The organism is Nostoc sp. PCC 7107 (assembly GCF_000316625.1).
In the GTDB taxonomy this organism is placed as follows: domain Bacteria; phylum Cyanobacteriota; class Cyanobacteriia; order Cyanobacteriales; family Nostocaceae; genus Nostoc_B.
The window spans coordinates 1-19,238 of sequence record NC_019676.1 but is presented as its reverse complement, the minus strand read 5'-3'; the positions used below and the strand labels follow the sequence as shown (position 1 = coordinate 19,238).

General features: G+C 39.4%; 18 protein-coding genes and 1 tRNA gene. 12 read left to right on the top strand and 7 right to left on the bottom strand.

All coding sequences use genetic code 11. The features are described from left to right. Window positions 1-19 precede the first annotated feature (19 nt). Window positions 20-679 carry an Npun_F0813 family protein gene (locus NOS7107_RS00095; RefSeq protein ID WP_015110952.1) on the bottom strand — a complete coding sequence of 220 codons (660 nt, stop codon included), beginning with the start codon at window positions 677-679 and terminating at the stop codon, window positions 20-22. A gap of 337 nt (window positions 680-1,016) precedes the next feature. Between NOS7107_RS00095 and NOS7107_RS00090 the strand changes: the two genes are divergently transcribed. The 6 genes from NOS7107_RS00090 (at window position 1,017) to NOS7107_RS27460 (ending at window position 5,639) form a co-directional block, all read left to right on the top strand. Next, window positions 1,017-1,089 (top strand) — tRNA-Arg (locus tag NOS7107_RS00090). A 513-nt stretch (window positions 1,090-1,602) separates the two neighbouring features. Beyond that, window positions 1,603-4,062 (top strand): dynamin-like GTPase family protein, encoded by a 2,460-nt coding sequence (locus NOS7107_RS00085; RefSeq protein ID WP_015110951.1) that lies wholly within the window; start codon window positions 1,603-1,605, stop codon window positions 4,060-4,062. A gap of 169 nt (window positions 4,063-4,231) precedes the next feature. Beyond that, window positions 4,232-4,618: a KGK domain-containing protein gene (locus NOS7107_RS00080; RefSeq protein ID WP_015110950.1), complete on the top strand. Its 387-nt coding sequence runs from the start codon at window positions 4,232-4,234 to the stop codon at window positions 4,616-4,618. Between the two features lie 138 nt (window positions 4,619-4,756). After that, a complete protein-coding gene (locus NOS7107_RS00075; RefSeq protein ID WP_015110949.1) occupies window positions 4,757-5,110 on the top strand; it encodes a KGK domain-containing protein in 354 nt (117 codons plus the stop codon). Continuing rightward, window positions 5,107-5,352 (top strand): HNH endonuclease, encoded by a 246-nt coding sequence (locus NOS7107_RS00070; protein WP_015110948.1) that lies wholly within the window; start codon window positions 5,107-5,109, stop codon window positions 5,350-5,352. Before NOS7107_RS00075 ends, NOS7107_RS00070 begins: the two co-directional genes overlap by 4 nt. 35 nt (window positions 5,353-5,387) lie before the next feature. Beyond that, window positions 5,388-5,639 (top strand): hypothetical protein, encoded by a 252-nt coding sequence (locus NOS7107_RS27460; RefSeq protein ID WP_015110947.1) that lies wholly within the window; start codon window positions 5,388-5,390, stop codon window positions 5,637-5,639. Between the two features lie 101 nt (window positions 5,640-5,740). Here the strand turns inward: NOS7107_RS27460 and NOS7107_RS00065 are convergent, their stop codons facing one another. After that, a complete protein-coding gene (locus tag NOS7107_RS00065) occupies window positions 5,741-6,790 on the bottom strand; it encodes an anti-sigma factor antagonist (protein WP_015110946.1) in 1,050 nt (349 codons plus the stop codon). 195 nt (window positions 6,791-6,985) lie between these two features. Between NOS7107_RS00065 and NOS7107_RS00060 the strand changes: the two genes are divergently transcribed. Together NOS7107_RS00060 and NOS7107_RS00055 are read left to right on the top strand one after the other, a co-directional pair. After that, complete coding sequence (locus tag NOS7107_RS00060) at window positions 6,986-7,786, top strand: 7-carboxy-7-deazaguanine synthase QueE (RefSeq protein WP_015110945.1); 801 nt, start codon at window positions 6,986-6,988, stop codon at window positions 7,784-7,786. Between the two features lie 140 nt (window positions 7,787-7,926). Continuing rightward, window positions 7,927-9,414: an esterase-like activity of phytase family protein gene (locus NOS7107_RS00055; RefSeq protein WP_015110944.1), complete on the top strand. Its 1,488-nt coding sequence runs from the start codon at window positions 7,927-7,929 to the stop codon at window positions 9,412-9,414. Window positions 9,415-9,464: 50 nt separating this feature from the next. On the opposite strand, the gene NOS7107_RS00050 is transcribed toward NOS7107_RS00055, so the two are convergent. Both NOS7107_RS00050 and NOS7107_RS00045 read right to left on the bottom strand, forming a co-directional pair. Then, window positions 9,465-10,109, bottom strand: coding sequence for a DUF3318 domain-containing protein (locus tag NOS7107_RS00050; RefSeq protein ID WP_015110943.1), 645 nt, complete (start codon window positions 10,107-10,109; stop codon window positions 9,465-9,467). A gap of 77 nt (window positions 10,110-10,186) precedes the next feature. Beyond that, window positions 10,187-10,744, bottom strand: coding sequence for a hypothetical protein (locus NOS7107_RS00045; RefSeq protein ID WP_015110942.1), 558 nt, complete (start codon window positions 10,742-10,744; stop codon window positions 10,187-10,189). A gap of 431 nt (window positions 10,745-11,175) precedes the next feature. On the opposite strand from NOS7107_RS00045, the gene NOS7107_RS00040 reads away from it, so the two are divergent. The 3 genes from NOS7107_RS00040 (at window position 11,176) to NOS7107_RS00030 (ending at window position 14,405) form a co-directional block, all read left to right on the top strand. Beyond that, window positions 11,176-12,219 carry an amino acid ABC transporter substrate-binding protein gene (locus tag NOS7107_RS00040; protein ID WP_015110941.1) on the top strand — a complete coding sequence of 348 codons (1,044 nt, stop codon included), beginning with the start codon at window positions 11,176-11,178 and terminating at the stop codon, window positions 12,217-12,219. A 91-nt stretch (window positions 12,220-12,310) separates the two neighbouring features. Next, on the top strand, window positions 12,311-13,237 hold the full coding sequence (locus tag NOS7107_RS00035; RefSeq protein ID WP_015110940.1) for an amino acid ABC transporter permease: 927 nt from the start codon (window positions 12,311-12,313) through the stop codon (window positions 13,235-13,237). A gap of 19 nt (window positions 13,238-13,256) precedes the next feature. Beyond that, window positions 13,257-14,405: an amino acid ABC transporter permease gene (locus tag NOS7107_RS00030; RefSeq protein WP_015110939.1), complete on the top strand. Its 1,149-nt coding sequence runs from the start codon at window positions 13,257-13,259 to the stop codon at window positions 14,403-14,405. Here NOS7107_RS00030 and NOS7107_RS00025 read toward each other — a convergent pair whose 3' ends face one another. Next, complete coding sequence (locus NOS7107_RS00025) at window positions 14,406-15,335, bottom strand: DUF4351 domain-containing protein (protein WP_044500397.1); 930 nt, start codon at window positions 15,333-15,335, stop codon at window positions 14,406-14,408. A 137-nt stretch (window positions 15,336-15,472) separates the two neighbouring features. On the opposite strand from NOS7107_RS00025, the gene NOS7107_RS00020 reads away from it, so the two are divergent. After that, window positions 15,473-16,213 carry an amino acid ABC transporter ATP-binding protein gene (locus tag NOS7107_RS00020; protein WP_044500395.1) on the top strand — a complete coding sequence of 247 codons (741 nt, stop codon included), beginning with the start codon at window positions 15,473-15,475 and terminating at the stop codon, window positions 16,211-16,213. Window positions 16,214-16,277: 64 nt separating this feature from the next. Here NOS7107_RS00020 and dnaN read toward each other — a convergent pair whose 3' ends face one another. Both dnaN and dnaA read right to left on the bottom strand, forming a co-directional pair. Further along, window positions 16,278-17,429: a DNA polymerase III subunit beta gene (gene dnaN, locus NOS7107_RS00015; RefSeq protein ID WP_015110936.1), complete on the bottom strand. Its 1,152-nt coding sequence runs from the start codon at window positions 17,427-17,429 to the stop codon at window positions 16,278-16,280. Window positions 17,430-17,816: 387 nt separating this feature from the next. Then, on the bottom strand, window positions 17,817-19,205 hold the full coding sequence (gene dnaA / locus NOS7107_RS00010; protein WP_015110935.1) for a chromosomal replication initiator protein DnaA: 1,389 nt from the start codon (window positions 19,203-19,205) through the stop codon (window positions 17,817-17,819). Window positions 19,206-19,238: the final 33 nt, after the last annotated feature.

The window sequence follows — 19,238 nt, the reverse complement described above, 5'->3', positions numbered from 1 at the left end:
TGATTCCTACTTTTTCATGCTATTGCCACAGTTTACTCAGTGAAGATTGGTTTAACCAAGAGATAAATAGCGATCGCTCGCCATCTGCCATATCCTGTAACCTATCTGCTACTTTGTTGGCAAAATTGGCATTACCAAAATAGGTTTTCCCTAGCTTGTGCAGTTCTTGTAAAAAAGTTGTTACATGATTTTCTTGCCAAGGCGGAAGTTTCGTTCCTTCTAGGGGATCTATTGTCACTAAGTGTTTAACTGATTCGGGGGAAGAAGTTTCGGGAAATTTCTGCTGTCGGAAAATTTCCGCCATATCTTTTTCAAATAATGTTGCTTGTCGAGCGCCTAAAAACTCTTCAATATCCAGATGGACAGCTTGCAGTAGCAAAATACTGGCTTGAATCAGTATATCTGTCTTACCATGACCGCCAGTGTCACCATCTAGCTGCTCTAAGCGGACTTTACCCCAGATGCTAAAACGATCTGGTTCTTCTAGCAAGACACAAGCTTTGCCGCGATTATCTGTCAAATCTCTCCACAAGGCGCGGGCTTCTTCTTCTTGATTAGCTTTAAATAAACTAATCAGCCGAAAGGTTTGCCCCTGATAATGGAGGATCGGCATTTGCTGATCCCTTTTTGGGTGCTGAATGCTCGATATTTCAACATCCTGCCGTTTGAGAATAAACATAGCACTAGCAAATAACTCCTCACAGGGGCTTTGTGGATATGCGATCTATAATCTGATTTAGTAACATCGCCAAGAGTGCGATTACTTAGCATATTATTGGGGTAAGCTGTGCGATCGCTCTTTAGCCACCTTAGTGTAAGCTACCCAAAGGATATCTCCACTAAAATGCAAATAACCCGCCTTGACCACCCAATGTAGCTAATCAATGATTGATTTGCTTTGTTCGACTAGCATCTTAGCCTTGCTATCGCAAATCTGCAATTTTTCATTGCTTCTTAGTGGCAATAACGATATAATTGTTCTTATATGACTCCTCCAAGAGCCATAATTTTAGCTTGGGCGCGTAGCTCAGTGGATAGAGCAATTGCCTTCTAAGCAATCGGTCGCAGGTTCGAGCCCTGCCGCGCTCGTTGTAATTAAAGACAAAATCTCAAGCTAAGTAAAGTAACAATAGTTAACTGATGTTGGCGATCGCCTGTAGCAATCCTAAATCATTCATGAGAAATTTAGCACTAATTGGGCGAATTATAAATGTTTTTTGGTAAAATTATGTGTGATTTTATCCCATATACCAATATACGTAGAGTGGGCTTTTTCAGTACTATTTTCAAATAGACGGCTTGTTCATAAAAACTGGAGTGATTTCAACCCTCTCTAGCTAGGTTTTATTAATAGCTGATATTTATCCAAAAAATTAATTTATCACCCCAATTGATATTTTTATTGAAAATGTCAAATTAAACTATTCTCCAAAAAAATTTATATTTATTAAGTATTAATACACTGAGTAGGACTCATTTCTAACTGACTTCTTTAAGCAGTCGGGTATTTTGTTCATCCAATGATTTACTTAAACGTAAATTTACTGAGGTTTTGCAGATTTAATCGTTATTAATATATATGTAATATTCGGGGTAGTTAAAATGGCAAATCTGCCTATTCAGTGTGCAAATTTAAAAGAGCAAGTTGAATTAATTTTGCAACTTTTACAGCAAGAACCTACTTTACGTTCTCAAGATATCACACCTGTACAAACTTCTCTAGGCAAAGCAATATCGCCCAAGTTTGAAATTGTGTTTGCAGGTGCATTTAGTGCAGGTAAATCTATGCTAATTAATGCACTATTAGAGAGGGAATTACTTTACAGTGCTGAGGGACATGCTACAGGGACAGAATGCAAAATCGAGTATGCAGAAATTGATCAAGAAAGAGTAGTTTTGACATTTTTAAGTGAAGCTGAAATTCGTGAACAAGCAAGTTTTTTGTGTCAGCAACTAGGATTTGTCACAGCAGCGAATATCAATCAAAGTGAAGTAAGTAATTTATTAAATCAAGGCTGTGAGGCAATTATTCAGCAAGAGGGTGGTGAAAGTAGATCTGAACGAGCCAAACAAGCCAAAGCATTAATTTTATTACTAGCAGGATATGAAGAGAACCGGGAGCATATTCACACAGTTAATAATGCCACATATTCAATGGAAAATTTTAACTTTTCCAATTTAAAGGAAGCTGCGGGATATGCACGTCGTGGAAGTAATAGCGCAGTTTTAAAACGAATTGAATATTATTGTAACCACCCTCTACTGGAAGATGGTAATGTCATTATTGATACACCAGGAATCGATGCACCAGTAGAGAAGGATGCACAGTTAACTTACGCTAAAATTCAACATCCAGATACCTCCGCAGTGGTTTGTGTGCTGAAACCTGCATCTGCTGGTGATATGACCAAAGAAGAAACGACACTGTTGGAGACAATGCGGGGAAATGGGGGAATCCGCGATCGCGTCTTTTATGTCTTCAACCGCATCGACGAAACTTGGTACAATACCCAATTAAGGCAGCGATTGGATGATTTAATTAGTAGTCAGTTTCGTGATACAAGCAGAGTTTATAAAACTAGTGGGTTACTTGGTTTTTACGGCAGTCAAATAAAGCAAACTAATTTACAGAATAGATTTGGTTTAGATTCTATTTTTGCTGAAAGTGTTAGAAGTTTAAACGGACAGGAAGAAACGCCGCAGTTTGTCTACGCATTTAATAACTACTGCGTCACTTCTGGTAAACTTTCCCATACCAATTTTAGGATTTCTCTGAATGGTTTTGAAACGCCGAATGAAAATTATCTACGGATTTTATCTCAACAAGGTATTCCTTTAATTAATCAGCTAATTCTCGACAGTGGGATTGAAGAATTTCGGGCTGCAATTACGCGTTATTTAACTGAAGAAAAGCGTCCGATGCTGTTTCAAAATCTCGCCGATGATTTAGAGGATATTTGTATTAAGTTGAAAAAAACTTATCAATCAACTTATCGAGAGTTAGACAGTCAACCGCGAGAAATTGAAGCAATGAAGTCGCAAGAATTACAGCGACTTAATCAACAACTACAACAAATTGGGAAAGATTTCAACCAGCATCTGATAGAAGAAGTTAACGAAATAAATAATCAAGCTTGTGATGCTTTTGAAACAGACTTTAGACAATTGCAATCACGCATGATTAGGCGGTTAGATGAACTGCTAGATACTTTTTCTGTAGCTGATGCTTATCGACGTGCTACTCTCAGTCATTTGCGTAATGCAACCGCACCGTTAATTGCAATTTTAGTAGAGGCATTTTATTATTTATCAAATCAATTGGAAGATATTTTAGTAAATTCTTCTGAACAATTGGTGGCGAATTTATTCCAACAGTTGATGGAAAAAATTCGCAAAACAGAATATTATCGTCAGTTATATCGCTTGTTGGGTAACGATGGTGGGATTGAACAAGAGTTAAAAGTTATCGAAAAACAGGTATCATTAGCTTTAGTTAGTGCAGCGAGTGTAGAGTGCGATCGCTTCGTTAGAGAAAGTCCCAGATTTTATGATGAAGGTACTTTTTCAATTTATCAGTTTCGTCAAACTTTGCAGCAAACTTCGCAAAGTTATGACAGTGAAAGTATGATAGAAGCCGAACCAGCAATTAGGCAATTATTAAAGTTAGATTTTGAACCCAAAGTCTCCCATACAATTCGTAAATCTTTCCGTCAAACTATCAATCAAATTTTGAAAACACAGTTGTTACCAATGGCGGAACAACAAGCTGATGGCATTTTACAACAATATCCGCAAGCGCGTGTATATTTAGAGCAAACTTTGCAACACGAAGCTGAAGAAAAAATTTCGCATAATCAACGCTTGCTAAGTGCTATAGAACAAAAAATTGAAAGTTATAACGCCGCGGTATCTGGGATTAATAGTTGTTTACAGGCAATGCAATTATATGATTATTTACTACCAGTGATTAATCTTGGTGAATTAGATGTTGTTGAACAGATTGCAGCTAGTAATGGTGTGGTTGTTTCTGATGGGTTGTTAGATGGTGTGGCACAAATGTAGGCTTGATTAACCGCAGATAGCCGCAGATAAAAATAGCGGGAACCATTAGATATGGTATTTCTAATTTATTTGTGAATAAAAAAGAACCCCGACTTCTTAAATAAGTCGGGGTTCTGAGCATATTAAAATAGTACGGTCTATTATTAAGTAGAAAGTTTTACCAATTAATATGGAAGATAACTTTAATCTAGAAAATTGCCATCCTGATGATGCTTTATCGGTAAAAGATAAGGTATTTAAAATTATGCAAATTCAGGAGGGAGTTCAGAAAGTATTTGGTGAAGATTTATCATCTATGATTTATAACTCATTAAATTCTTGTGGAATACAAATCGAGCCAGGTGGATATTTGGTTGGTAGTAAATATTATAAACAGTACCAAAAATGGTTTACTGAAGGTATAGAATGTGAAATACTTAAGCTGGGAGCAAAAGCTTGGCAACCAGGGAAAATAAGAATTAAAGTTACTCTAGAATTTATTCCTGATGAACCAAAAATTACTGAACCAGAATCGCCTCTTGATGATTTACGTCGTATGATTCACGAGGAAAGTTGAGGGATGAAACCCAACAGATCAAGATTATATATTTGTTGGGTTTCGCTTGTTACTACATCCAACCTAAGCATCTAAAAATGTTTACTTTATGTCTTAGACTTATAAAGTTTAATTTCCCTACATATAAAAGAGGTTTTTATGGAAGAAAACTGGTATTTACAAGAATGTAGAGATGATGATGTTATTTCATCCAAGGAAAAATTATTTAAAGTAGGTAAGTTTCGAGAAACTCTCAATCATGTGTTTACACAAAGACTTGTGAATATAGTTAATGCTACATTTCAAGAACGAAAATTACCTGTAACTAACACACAAGAATTTTTGGATAGTGGTTTAGAATGCGAAATTCTCAAAATTGGTGCAAAAGCCTGGGAATCAGGAAAAATCAGAATAAAAATTGCTGTAGAATTTATTCCTGATGAACCAGAAATTACTGAACCAGAATCGCCTCTTGATGACTTACGTCGCCTAATTCACGAAGATGACTTATGAATAAAACGCCACGTATTCGCATTCCACCAGAAGTTAGACAGTATGTATTTCAACGTGATAAATATCAATGTCAAAGCTGCGGTAAGACAGAGTTAGAAACGAATCTAAGTATTGATCATATTATTCCCCTAGCGCAGGGTGGTCAAAACGATATCAGCAATTTGCATACTCTTTGCTTGACTTGTAATCAAGCAAAATCAGACAAAACAGATCAGCGTTTTCGACGACATTTTCAAAGTTAGGCTAATCTAGAATAGGCTGTTAATTTTTAATTCCTATGTCTCGTCGAAAAGTCAACAGCAATTCTCACAGATTTGCCAAGCTGGGAACCACAGTATTTTATTTTGTAGCGGCGATCGCAATTTTAGCCGCAGTCTTTCCTAAACTATATGAATTTAAAACGAAAGCTGGAATTAACATATCGGCTAGGTATCATGCAGGCTCTTTCTTAGAAAAGCATACTCTTGGGCTATTTAGGTGTGAATGGCTTTATCCGTATCACTGCGATCGCCACAACGGCAAAGTTTAACAGTTAAAATATCATATTCCTAAATCAAGATACCCGACTTATTAAATAAGTCGGGTATCTGAGTAAAAAAAATTATTGACAAATTTAAAATTATATTTTTTCTAAACAGCGCCACTTTTTCTATTAAATAAAATAGCAACAGTTTTAAAAATTAACTTTAAATCGTACAGTAAACTCCAATTTTTTTGATATTGCAAATCTAGACGAATGACATCTTCAAAGCTGCGGACTGTAGACCGCCCGTTAACTTGCCATTCTCCAGTCATTCCTGGCTTTACATCTAAACGTTGCCACTCTGGTACTTCATAACGTTCAACTTCATCAGGCGTTGGCGGTCTAGTGCCTACTAAACTCATATCACCTTTTAAAACGTTCCAAAATTGTGGCAATTCATCTAAACTAGTACGGCGTAAAAATCGCCCTACTTTGGTAATCCTGGGGTCGTTATCATTTTTGAAAAATGCACCCTGTACTTGATTTTTTACCAAAGCTTTCTTGGCTTCCGCATCTACACACATAGAGCGAAATTTCCAAATTTTAAACCGCTTTCCCATCCAGCCACAGCGGGTTTGACTAAATAAAATCGGGCCGGGATCATCGATTGTAATAGCAACCACAATGGGAATTAATAAAACTCCTGTAATTACTAAACCCACTATTGAGCCAACTATATCTATCAAGCGTTTCATCCACGAGGCTATAGAGGGATGAGTGGTGGGAAGTGGCTCTGGTTTACGAGAACTATTTTTAGGCGCTTCTATGACGCTTTTCGCTTCGATTAATGCTGCATCACTACTAGACTCCATCGGAAAAACTTGATCTAATCCTGTCAGAGTTAGCACCGCCATTACTTGAGGGGTAACATTCCGCAGAACTATCGTAATTCCTTTTTCTTGGGCAGTTTTGTAATTACTGACCAGAGCGCCTAAACCACTACTATCCATAAAAATAGTTTGCTGAAAATCAATAATGATTTTCTGGGGATACGGGTTTGCGAGGGTTAAGTTTTGGCAGGTTTGCTTAAAGCTGACTGCTTCCAGCACGCTTAACCGCGGGGATACCTGTACTATCGCCGTTTCATTTAGGGAAGTAACCGGGAAATTTACCTCTGTGGGTTGGCTAGTCATGAAGCTCTGCACTTTCGTTGCCATGTAAATTTAATCTGCCAAACATGATTTTGTCCTAGAAAATTAATTAACCTCATATTTACAGGGTAAGCACAAAGACTGATTATTAGTTATCTGGGGTGAGCGCCGAGATTGCCAAGGACAATTCACAATAGAACAAGAACTAAAAAATTCACTTGTTTTTGTATCGCCACAGTGCGATCGCTTTGCCACTAGCCCATGACTGCTAACACTACAGTTGAACCTACCGCCCGTCTGATTGAGGTCTTTTCTGCTATTCAAGGGGAAGGATTGAATGTCGGGACACGTCAAATTTTTATTCGCTTTGCTTTGTGTGACTTGCGCTGTCATTTTTGCGATAGCTCCCACACATGGAATGCACCCACTACCTGTAAGGTAGAACGATCACCTGGATCACGAGACTTTGAAATTCACTCTAATCCCGTCCCCTTAACCATATTACTCGAATGGATTAAACGTCAAAATCTACCGTTGCTACACGATAGCATTAGCGTAACTGGCGGCGAACCCCTTCTACATGCCCCTTTTTTGCATGAATTTCTGCCTCAAGTGCGATCGCTTACTGGTCTTCCCATATACTTAGAGACTGGTGGACATCGCCCAGAACAACTGGCGATGATTCTGCCTTACCTAGACTCCGTTGGTATGGATTGGAAACTGCCCAGCGTCAGCGGCGAGACTTATTGGCAAGCTCATGCAAAATTTCTCCAATTATGCCACAACAACCCATCTGTGGATGTTTTTATCAAGATAATTATTTCGCAAAGTACAAATCCTGATGAGTTAAAACAAGCTGCTTTATTGATAGCAGATATCAATCCAGATATCCCTGTATTTTTACAACCAGTCACACCTTTACCCGTCTCTGAACAATTCACCCCAACACCTATGGTTGCCCCAAATCCCGATCAAGTGCTGATATGGCAAGCATTGATGAAAAAGTTTGTGTCTCATGTCCGGGTTGTGCCGCAAACCCATAAAATGCTCAATCAACTGTAAAAGTTTGATGAAGATGTTTGCACGTAAAAACCACATTCTATTAAATCATTATGTGATATTAACTACCTTAATTTTTAGTTAATCTTTCTTTAATCTAGAAGTCCAAAGCTGAAAAAACTGTGTCTTTTTGGGAAGTGTACATGATTTCACTCAAGCCTTGGATTTCTGGATTCAGCCTTTCGCTGGTAGCTGCCGTAGTTAGTATTACTGGCTCGGCAACCACGGCTCAGGCTCTTTCTTTGGTGAATGGCATCACCATTCCTGCGGATAGTACAGATTTATCTTCATCTAATACTAATAGTGCCAACACTAATCGCCTAGGGTTTTTCTCTGACTTGTATTACGATCGCTCCAACAATGTGTATTACAGCCTAGCCGATCGCGGCCCTGGTGGTGGTGTGATCAGCTATAACCCACGGGTACAAAAATTTTCATTAGATGTTGACCAGAATACAGGTGCAATTAGCAATTTACAGTTATTAGACACAATTCTCTTTACTCAAAATGGTCAAAACTTTAACGGTTTGAATCCCGGAATACTGAATGGTAATGCTAGTGTTCTTGGCCGCAGCTTTGACCCAGAAGGATTTGCGATCGCGCCGAATGGGAATTTCTACGTTTCTGATGAATATGGCCCTTCTGTATACGAATTTAGCCCGACGGGTTCTTTTATTCGGGCATTTGCTACTCCCAGCAATCTCATTCCCAGACAAAGTGACGGCACAATTAACTACGTTGATGGTCGTCCCACCATTTCCACTGGTCGTCAAGATAATCGCGGCTTTGAAGGCGTAACCCTCAGCCCAGATGGTAGTAGACTATTTGCGATGCTGCAAGACCCGTTAGTTAACGAAGGTTCCCCAGATGGACGGCGTGGTAGCAATCTCCGAATAGTCGAATTTGACACCAACACTGGTAATAGTACGGCTCAATACCTCTATCAGTTGGAAAGCTTGGCAGATATTAATGCCCGTGTTCCTGATAATACTTTTGGAGCTAATTCTCAAGGTCGCAATATTGGTATTAGCTCCATTACAGCCTTGAACAACAATGAATTTTTAATTCTGGAACGGGATAATCGCGGTATAGGTGTAGAAGATCCCACAGGTGCAACACCAGTCGCCAGCAAACGCATCTACAAAATTGACTTGACCGGTGCAACCAATGTGGCTGATATTAGCTTGACAGGTATAAATACTTTGCCTGCTGGAGTCACACCTGTTAGTAAAACTTTGTTTGCGGATATTGCCGAGTTTCTGAGAAATGCTGGACAACCCATTCCCGAAAAATTTGAAGGTTTAGCGATCGGGCCGCAACTTGCTGATGGTTCTTACGCCTTAATAGTAGGTACAGATAACGACTTCAGCGTCACTCAAAATGGTGATAATGTGCAATTTGATGTTTGTACAGATGGGACTAACTTCTCTCAAGTCCCCATTGACAGTGGTTGTCCTACAGGACAGTCTTTGATTCCTACCTTTGTTTACGCCTTAAACGCCAGTCAAGCAGAATTGGCCGGATTTGTGCCACCACAAAGAGTCCCAGAACCAACTACAACTGCTGCACTAGTTTTAATGGCTGCGAGTAGTTTATTCGTGAAGCGACAGTTTAAATCTATGCAGAAGTAAATAAATTCTTGTTTGGGTGGGAATTGCCCACCCAAGATAATTCTCTGAGGCTACATTTCGCTGTCTTCTGGAGAGCGAGATTTAGCTTTTGCCTTGTTGGCACTACGTTTGAGGGCAGAAAGTCGTGCTTCATAACGAGACCGTTGGCGTTTGCTAGGAGTAGTATCAATTAAACTTTTCAAAGCACTACCAAGACTTTTGTAAGCATTGGGTAGACTGTAACCAAAACGAGTTGCTAGTGCGATCGCTTTTTCATCAGCATTTAGCAATTCTCTCATTTGCTTTTCGCCATTATTCTTTTGATAAAGTCGCCAACCAGAAACGCCACATAGGGCCAAAGCTAACACCAGCAACAATCCATCTTGTACCCACAACTCACCGACAGCACCACCTAAACCAATAGCTAATGCTGCCATTTCCCAACCATCTTTGGGAATTGTGTCATTTTGAATGCGGGCAACTTCATGCCAGAACAGCAGATTACGCTGATCCATTGCGAGAGCATCCCATTTCACCAAGTCAATTTGAACTTCTACTTGGTCTTTACCAATTTCTTCGCTGCGGATCAGGGGTGGATTGACCTCAGTTGTGCCTTCAACTGTGACCCAGCTTTGCAATTCTGGTGGTAGTAAGCCTTTTAATCGCCGGAGTTCACTCATTTCTGCTTTGGCAGAGGAGGTTGCATAGGATGTCATAAAATCCAGCCCTAGAAAATTTCAGTATATAGTGAGGGTATCACTTTGGAGTATAGCTATTTAAGTGGTGATTCGCCTCAGTCACTTGGAAAAGTCCCCCGCTTTTTTCTAGCTTCCATTGCCTTTTCCAAAAGTTCTAGTAAACCGGGTGCTTCTTCCTGAATACTGAGTAACATTCTTTCGCCAATCTCTATATTTCCTGGATCTTCTCCTGTAACCATGACTTCTTTCAATCTGGGGATAGCTATACCATCAACAATCTGAATCAACCCGCTTAAACAGCGTTGAAATTGCTTTTCTGTGAGAATTGAGTCTTCCAGAGGAAATTCAATAATGGCACGGATTTCGCCGTCTGACGGGTCATATTCCCATTGCAGCATTTTGGTTTCCCAGGAAATGGCTAACATTGTCTGGAGAATCACCGCTTTGTGAGGATGGTCTTGTACTCCTGCCAAAACTTGAGGCGCAAAAATGCGGAAAAATTTTCCCTCCTCATCTAATTGAACAACTATGAGAAAATCTTCTAGGTTATCAGCTTCCACCCCTGTGATAATTCGGTCTTCTTCATCATCAAAGCGGTAGTCCCAACCTAGTTTGTCTAAGTAATTGGCAATCTGTTCGAGATTTGCTCCCATAAAAGCCTCATAAGAAATGGTGGAGCGGCTGTCACCAAAACTAGTGTAACCTGCGAGGGGTCTATGTTTAGGTTGATGTGGCTACTTCTGCTTGTTGAGAATTATGCAATGAGTTTCTGCATAATAAATTCTATGAAATAGGAAAATCATGTTTTAGGAAGTACTCATAAGGACAAAATATCTAGCAATCTTTGTATCTCAAGAATCAATATTTAAGTAATAGTTAAAAATTACAGTGGCTAATTTTTTAAAATAGCAATCTTAAATTATTAGTGAAAAATTAAATTTACTACTTATTGAATCAGTCGTGGATCTGAGACTCTCGATTTTAAAAATCTACAAAAAGCTTTATATTACAAACATCGACTAATTTTTTACCAAAATATTGTAGTCGTGAAAACATCTTTCAGCGTTTAACATTTACAAAGTTTATGCGGAAATTAGCTTTCATCCTAGCGATCGCACCTTTAATCTTGACACTTGCTGCTTGTAGTGGAGAATCAGGCCAAACAACAAAGACAGCCAGCGATCGCACTGATATAGTTAAAGGTCGTGGTCAGTTAATTTGCGGTGTCAGTGGCGAAATTCCCGGTTTTAGCTTTGTGGGTACTGACGGTAAATACAATGGTATAGATGTAGATGTTTGCCGTGCTGTAGCAGCAGCAATGTTTGATGATCCCAATGCTATCGAGTTTCGCAATCTCAACGCCAAAGAAAGATTTACCGCCGTCCAAACTGGAGAAGTAGATATTCTCAGCCGCAACACAACTTGGACACTCAGCCGTGATACTTCAGTCGGTTTAGAATTTGCACCTGTCGTCTTTTATGACGGTCAAGCGCTCATGGTTCGCAAAACTAGCAACATTAAGTCCCTAGCAGACTTAAAAGGCAAAGCAATTTGTGTGCAAACTGGTACAACTACTGAACAAAATTTAGCCGACCAGATGCGAAAACGTGGTGTAACTTACAAACCCGTTGTTTTTGAAGATGTAAATATTACCTTCGCCACCTACGCTGAAGGACGTTGTGACGGAGTGACAGCCGACCGTTCCGCCTTGGTTTCTCGCCGGACAACTCTACCCAAACCAGAAGAAAACATAATTTTGGATGAAGTGATTTCTTCTGAACCCCTAGCGCCAGCAGTTGCTAAAGGAAACACAAATTGGAACAACATTGTGAAATGGGTAGTTTATTCTTTTATTAAAGCCGAAGAATTGGGTATTAATTCTCAGAATGTGGCGCAAATGGCTAACAGTAACGATCCAGATATTAAACGCTTTTTAGGCACAGAAGGCAACTTAGGTGAAGGACTTGGTTTAACTAACGATTTTGCGGCTAGAGTTATCAAACACGTTGGTAATTACGCGGAAGTATACGATCGCAACCTCGGCCCCAAAACCAAACTCAATCTCGCTCGTGGTCAAAATCAACTCTGGTCAAAAAGCGGACTGCTCTATTCCCCACCATTTAGATGAATTGTGAAACTTCATAGAGCAATCCTAAATGATTGACAAACATCTCTCTCCCTTGTCCACTTTGTCTCCCTCACCTCTCCATACAAATTAAATGACAAATGACAAACCGCCTATTTGGCGTGATTATCGTTTTTGGCAAATCACAACACAATTTGTTGCTGTATTTTTAGCAGCAATTTTAGTAACAATACTTTGGAGTAACCTGAATCGTAATTTACAACAACTAGGCATTCGATTTGGATTTGATTTTCTCAAACAGCAAGCATCTTTTGATATTGGAGAAACGCTGATTGCTTACAAATCGACTGATACATACACTCGTGCTTTATGGGTGGGATTAATTAATTCCTTGCGTGTGGCGATCGCCGGCATTTTTTTCACGACAATTGTCGGCATAACCGCTGGGATAACTCGGTTATCTGATAACTGGTTAGTGCGAAATCTCAGCTTAATTTATGTTGAAATTTTCCGGAATACACCTTTACTATTACAATTACTATTTTGGTACTTTGCGGTTTTTTTGAGCTTTCCTAAAGTAGAAAATAAATTTTCTCTGTGGGGTTTTATTAGCTTTAGTCAAGGCGGAATTAATTTACCTTGGGTTCATTTTTCCCCAGAGTTTTCGGCTCTATTATTGGGATTGATTTTTTACACAGGTGCGTTTATTGCAGAAGTTGTCCGGGGTGGAATTCAATCAGTACCTCAAGGACAATGGGAGGCGGCGCGATCGCTTGGCTTAAAACCGAGATTAGTGATGCGGCTAGTGGTTTTTCCTCAAGCTTTGCGGGTAATTATTCCGCCATTAACCAGTCAGTATCTGAATTTGACGAAAAATTCCAGTTTAGCGATCGCTATTGGTTATCCAGATGTTTACTTCGTAGCTTCCACCACCTTCAACCAAACCGGGAGAGCCGTAGAAGTAATGTTACTACTTATGCTCACTTATCTTACCTTGAGCTTGACTATCTCCATCATCATGAATTTGCTGAATCGTACCGTACAAATTCAAGAGAGATAACAGGATTAAAAAATTAGAAATGACAAATTATCAATTAACTTGGTTGCGGAAAAACTTATTTAATACTTGGTACAACAGCTTACTAACTATTGTCTGTTTAGTATTTTTATTTTGGGTATTGCAGGGAGTATTAACGTGGGTAAATGCTAAAGCACAATGGGCGGTAATTCAAGTTAATTTACGTTTATTTTTAGTCGGTAGATTTCCCCAAAACCTATATTGGCGAGTTTGGATTGTTTTGGCGATCGCTTCTATTTTATTTGCTATAAATAGCGGTGTTGTATTTAACAAACAAAGTTTTACTAAGCTAGGACTTGCCATTTTTGCTTTTATTTATGGTTTATTATTAATCATTCTGCCTTTGGATTTCACCTCGCATATATGGTTACTGTTTATTGCGACATTAACATTAACAAGCTTTTGGCTTGGCAAAATATTTTATAAAACCATAACTCCTTGGCTATCTCCACTCTGGTTATTATCATTTCCTGTAATTATCTGGCTAATTGGTGGGGGATTTGGCTTACAAACTGTACCTACAAATTTATGGAATGGTTTACTACTAACTGTTTTAATGGCAGTCGTGAGTATTATACTTTCGTTTCCTTTAGGGGTTTTATTAGCTTTAGGACGTACTAGTAAACTGCCTGTATTACGTTGGTTTTCTATTCTATATATAGAGATTGTGCGAGGATTACCGCTAATCGGTATCTTATTTCTAGCTCAAGTCATGTTACCTTTATTTCTCCCGACAGACTGGCGTTTAGATAGAGTAATTAGAGGAATTGCCGGATTAGTTTTATTTAGTGCGGCTTACATGGCAGAAAATGTCCGTGGCGGACTGCAAGCAATTCCCCGTGGTCAAATTGAAGCAGCCAAAGCATTAGGTTTAAAAGCACCATTGGTAATTTTATTAATTGTCCTTCCTCAAGCTTTACGGGCGGTTATTCCAGCAATTGTCGGACAGTTTATCGGCTTATTTAAAGATACTTCACTATTATCTTTACTAGGTTTAGTAGAATTAACTGGCATGGCCCGATCTATCTTGGCACAGCCACAATTTATCGGGCGCTATGCAGAAGTTTATTTATTTGTAGGGTTAATTTATTGGCTATTTTGTTATTCAATGTCGTTAGTATCTCAGCGTTTAGAAAGACAGTTTAATTAATTATTGCGTGGTATCACTTTCATCCGATAAGACAGTCAGAAATTCTGCCAAAGAATTGACGGTAATAGCCACATCCATGAGATTTTCTAACTGTTCTACACTCGCACTTTCCAAATTTGCCACTACTGAAGGTGGAACTTCGCCAAAACGTCGTTGTAACACCCGGATTAATTGCCGTCGCGCACCTTGTTCCAAGCCTTGTTCCAAGCCTTGTTCTAAGCCTTGTTCTAAACCTTGTTCTAAGCCTTGCTGAAGACCTAATTCTCTACCTTCAGTTAAAATTTCTTCATACCAAGGTGATTCTCTTAATACTGTCATATCCCACCTCATAATTTGCTGTACTAAAGGTGTCTCTAACACAAAACTAGCAAAAAAAGCCAGCAATGATTCTAACTGGTTCAACTGCTCATCTGCTCGTAGTACCTGTAGTGCGCGTTCTACAACAGATGCTTCTCCTCCGCCTCGCAATATTGGAACAAACGGTAATAAAGATGGAATTGGTTGCTGAAAAACTATTTCAGCGTCCACTTCCCATAAATTAATCACACGATAGTCTTGGATAGCGCGTAATCCTAAAAATTCTTGCTCGTAACTACTGACAACTGTTACTGTCGTTGGTGGTGGCAAGATGTTGATTAAAACTGGATATGTTGGCAGTTGGTAACGCTCTTGTGCCAAAGCCGCATAAGCCCTCATCCTTAAAGGCATTTTGGTTGTGTAGCGCAATTGTAATTCGGTGAGTACCAAAAAATCGCCACAAGCCTCACTGTATGCTTTCACAAGCACATCTGTTTCGCGGCTAATCCACTGAAACTCAGAACCCAAAATTTCTTTTGCGACAACTTCTGGGCGTTGAGTCACCCATTTTACCCAGGCATCGGGAGCGAGACTAATTAATCGCTTACCGCCTGTATCTGCTGGTTTAGACACCGAATTTTTTGTAACAGTACTAAGATTTAATAATACATCAATTGCCAATTTCCAGAGCTGTTAATTTGATAAAATCCAAGCAATGTTTTTATTGAATAGATGTTAGTGAAAATATAATCTAGGGCTAAAAATTCATGATAACAGAAACAAAATCAATCATTATTGCTGAAAATGTTCATAAATGGTATGGAAAATTTCATGTTCTCCAAGGTGTAAGTCTAAGTGTTAATCGGGGAGAAGTTGTTGTTATTATGGGGCCTTCCGGTTCAGGTAAATCAACATTTATCCGCACATTTAATGCTTTAGAAGAATATCAAAAAGGAACTATTATTATTGACGGTATTACCATCAGCCATGACTTGCGTAATATTGAAGCAATCCGGCAAGAAGTTGGTATGGTTTTTCAACAATTTAATTTGTTTCCCCATCTCACAGTATTGCAAAATATTACCTTAGCGCCAATTTGGGTACGTCGCTCTTCAAAAGCTACAGCGGAAGAATTAGCAATGCAACTGTTAGAAAGAGTAGGAATATTAGAACAAGCACAAAAATATCCCGGACAGTTATCTGGTGGACAACAACAACGGGTAGCGATCGCTCGTGCGTTAGCTATGCAGCCTAAAATTATGCTATTCGACGAACCTACATCAGCTTTAGACCCAGAAATGGTACGCGAAGTATTAGATGTGATGCGCGGTCTGGCGCGTGATGGTATGACGATGGTTGTTGTTACCCACGAAGTCGGATTCGCCCGTGAAGTTGCTGACCGAGTAATTCTCATGGATAGTGGTTCTCTCGTAGAGTCAGCAACACCCGATATCTTTTTCACCAACCCTCAAGAAGACAGAACGCGCCAATTTTTATCTCAAATTCTTTAGGATTGGAATATGATCCATTTTTTGTTTCCTTTGCAGTTCCTGTTTATCAAAAAACGAATATAATCTAAGTACGTAATTGTACTGGCATAGCTAAATAAGTCATCTTCAATCCGCCAAGGGGTGTAAAAATCACTGGCGTGAGGTTTTGATTAATGTGCATTTGAATTTCTGAAGATGGCAAGGCTTTTAAGCCTTCCATTAAATACTTTACATTAAAGGCAATTTCGATATCTTCGCCAGATATTTCCGCAGGCATTGATTCTCTACCACTACCCATTTCTTGAGCTTCACAAGATAATGTCAATTCTTGGGAGGCATGATCAATAGTGAGTTTGACTATATTATTCTTTTGATCAGCTAATACAGCAATTCTTTCTAAAGTACTTAAAAATTGTTTGCGATCAACTGTGACTTGTCGCTCAAATTGGCGGGGAATGAGTTGGCGATATGCGGGATATTGCCCTTCTAAAGTGCGGCTAGTTAAGCGTTGATTTTGCCACTCGAAGATAACTTGACCCTGATCTAAATATAAGGCGATCGCATCATCAGCTGCATGATGCGCCAACATCCTTTCTAGTTCTCGTAAGGCTTTGCTGGGTACTGTTACCTCTAATTCACCACTTCCGCCCAAGGGACGCTCATTTGTCGTTTCTACAACTGCGAGGCGATGCCCATCCGTTGCACCAAATTCTAGGGTGTCTTGTTTCACGCTTAAATGTACACCTGTGAGAACTTGCTTGGTTTCATCAGCACTAGTGGCGAATAATGAACCCCTTAGTCCTTCAATTAGGGCTGCGGCTGTTAGATGAATTGGTTCTGCATCTTCAATTATCGGGAGTTCGGGAAAGTCTTCCGCACTCATAGCGCGTAATTGGTAACATCCGCTTTTAGGTGTTAGATTGACAATTAAACCTTCGCCTGTGGCTGCAACTGAAGCTTCGTCATCTAAGGTAATTTCCCCTTCTGGTAAACGCGAGGTAATATCTAGCAAAAGTTTAGCAGGTAGGGCGATCGCTCCTCCTTGCCAAACCTCTGCACTAAAGCTAGTACGAATACCCAAACTCAAATCAAAGGCGGTTAAACTGACTTGGTTAGTTTCTGCATTCGCTTGTAAAAGTATATTTGCCAACACCGGATGATTCGGGCGTGAAGGTACAGCACGACTAACGAGGGAGAGGTTAGTACTGAGGTCGCTTTGAGAGCAGAGTAATTTCATGGGTTAGAAACTATGGGCTAGGGGCTAGGGGTTAGAGGCTAGGGCTAAAGATTAAAGGTAGAGATTAGTATTTTTTACTATTAGTCAATACTCACATTTTCCAGGTATTTTCCCCACAGGGAATAATGCCCAGAATTAAGACCATGAAAATTTCTCTAGCCCTTAACCTCTTAAATTAACAGTGTTAATACCTGTGGAAAACTTGTGGAAAACATGATGGATTTTTCCACAAGGTAATTATACTTGATGAAGTTTTCCACAGATTTGTGGTTTTTTTCCACAGAGATATTTAATTTTAATCATTTTTTATACTTAACTTAATATTTTAAATTGATTTCTGAAGCATTTATATCAATGAGTAGTTTGCGGGCTGTGGAAAACTTCAGATTAATTCCTTGATGATTTTTGAGAACGGCTAGTCATGTTAATACGATCGCTCAGTTGGCGGAGGGTGTTTCCTAAATTGCGATCGCTTTCTTTTAGCTGAGTAATTTTTTCACAACTATACATCACAGTTGTATGGTCTTTGCCACCAAACTCTTCCCCAATTCTCGGCAGACTCAAATCAGTGTGTTGACGCATTAAATACATGGCGATTTGACGCGCCCAGCTAATTTCCCGCCGTCGTGAGTTACTTTTGAGGTCTTCAATTGAGACATCAAAATTCTCAGCAATAGTCGCTAAAATTACCTCTGGAGTAGCAGCTAATTTTTCGCTAGGTGTTTCTAAAACAGGGGTAATATTTTCTACCGTCATTGGCAAACCCCAAATCGAAATATAAGCTAAAGCCCTGATCAATGCTCCTTCCAATTCCCGAATATTCGATTTGTAGTTAGTTGCGATATACTCAATCACATCTCTCTGCAAACGGATATTTTCATACTCGGCCTTTTTTTGTAAAATCGCCATTCGCGTTTCTAAATCAGGCGGTTGAATATCAGCAATTAACCCCATAGAAAACCGTGAAGACAGCCTCTCTTGCAGTTGAGGAATTTGATTTGGTGGGCGGTCAGAAGCAATCACAACTTGTTTGCCAGCTTCATGTAATGTATTAAAAGTATGGAAAAACTCTTCTTGGGTATACTCTTTACCTTCAAGAAACTGAATATCATCAACTAACAGCACATCAGCAGCCCGATAATGTTCTCGGAAGCTTTGCATACTATCTTTGCGGATGGCTGTAATTAAGTCATTTGTAAATTGCTCTGTCGAAACGTAAAATATTTTAGAATTTGGGCAAATTTCCCAGCGATAATGACCAATTGCTTGCATCAGGTGAGTTTTTCCTAAACCAACACCACCACACAAAAATAAAGGATTAAACTCCTTACCTGGGGACTCTGCAACGGCTAAGGATGCTGCGTGCGCCATTCGGTTATTTGCGCCCACCACAAACCGCGAAAACACGTATTTTGAGTTTAATTCTGCATTCATCTGAGTTTTTTGCGTCAGGCTTTCAGACACAAAACTGGAATTAGGGAATTTTTCAGCAGTTTCGCGCTTGTCTATTGGCGTAACTTCACCACCTTGAGCAACGGTAATATAAATCTCAACCGGATAACCCAAAATATTCTGCACGACATTGGCAATAGTATTAATGTAATACTTCTGCAACCAATTGCGGGCAAAGGGGTTCGGCGTAATAATGACTAAACAATTATTTTCTAATCGCTCCGCATTAGCAGTTTTAATCCAAGTTTCAAAGGTTGGACGGGATAATTCTATCTGTAGGCGCTTTAGCACCTGAGACCACAGACTGTCAAGGGAAACTTCCATCACATATCACCTTTGCTGCTAATCGCCAAAATA

Bases quoted from the DNA above. Each gene is read 5' to 3' on its own strand.
- NOS7107_RS00095 (WP_015110952.1), bottom strand. From the start codon at position 679: ATGTTTATTCTCAAACGGCAGGATGTTGAAATATCGAGCATTCAGCAC.
- NOS7107_RS00085 (WP_015110951.1), top strand. From the start codon at position 1,603: ATGGCAAATCTGCCTATTCAGTGTGCAAATTTAAAAGAGCAAGTTGAA.
- NOS7107_RS00080 (WP_015110950.1), top strand. From the start codon at position 4,232: ATGGAAGATAACTTTAATCTAGAAAATTGCCATCCTGATGATGCTTTA.
- NOS7107_RS00075 (WP_015110949.1), top strand. From the start codon at position 4,757: ATGGAAGAAAACTGGTATTTACAAGAATGTAGAGATGATGATGTTATT.
- NOS7107_RS00070 (WP_015110948.1), top strand. From the start codon at position 5,107: ATGAATAAAACGCCACGTATTCGCATTCCACCAGAAGTTAGACAGTAT.
- NOS7107_RS27460 (WP_015110947.1), top strand. From the start codon at position 5,388: ATGTCTCGTCGAAAAGTCAACAGCAATTCTCACAGATTTGCCAAGCTG.
- NOS7107_RS00065 (WP_015110946.1), bottom strand. From the start codon at position 6,790: ATGGCAACGAAAGTGCAGAGCTTCATGACTAGCCAACCCACAGAGGTA.
- NOS7107_RS00060 (WP_015110945.1), top strand. From the start codon at position 6,986: ATGACTGCTAACACTACAGTTGAACCTACCGCCCGTCTGATTGAGGTC.
- NOS7107_RS00055 (WP_015110944.1), top strand. From the start codon at position 7,927: ATGATTTCACTCAAGCCTTGGATTTCTGGATTCAGCCTTTCGCTGGTA.
- NOS7107_RS00050 (WP_015110943.1), bottom strand. From the start codon at position 10,109: ATGACATCCTATGCAACCTCCTCTGCCAAAGCAGAAATGAGTGAACTC.
- NOS7107_RS00045 (WP_015110942.1), bottom strand. From the start codon at position 10,744: ATGGGAGCAAATCTCGAACAGATTGCCAATTACTTAGACAAACTAGGT.
- NOS7107_RS00040 (WP_015110941.1), top strand. From the start codon at position 11,176: ATGCGGAAATTAGCTTTCATCCTAGCGATCGCACCTTTAATCTTGACA.
- NOS7107_RS00035 (WP_015110940.1), top strand. From the start codon at position 12,311: ATGACAAATGACAAACCGCCTATTTGGCGTGATTATCGTTTTTGGCAA.
- NOS7107_RS00030 (WP_015110939.1), top strand. From the start codon at position 13,257: ATGACAAATTATCAATTAACTTGGTTGCGGAAAAACTTATTTAATACT.
- dnaN (WP_015110936.1), bottom strand. From the start codon at position 17,429: ATGAAATTACTCTGCTCTCAAAGCGACCTCAGTACTAACCTCTCCCTC.
- dnaA (WP_015110935.1), bottom strand. From the start codon at position 19,205: ATGGAAGTTTCCCTTGACAGTCTGTGGTCTCAGGTGCTAAAGCGCCTA.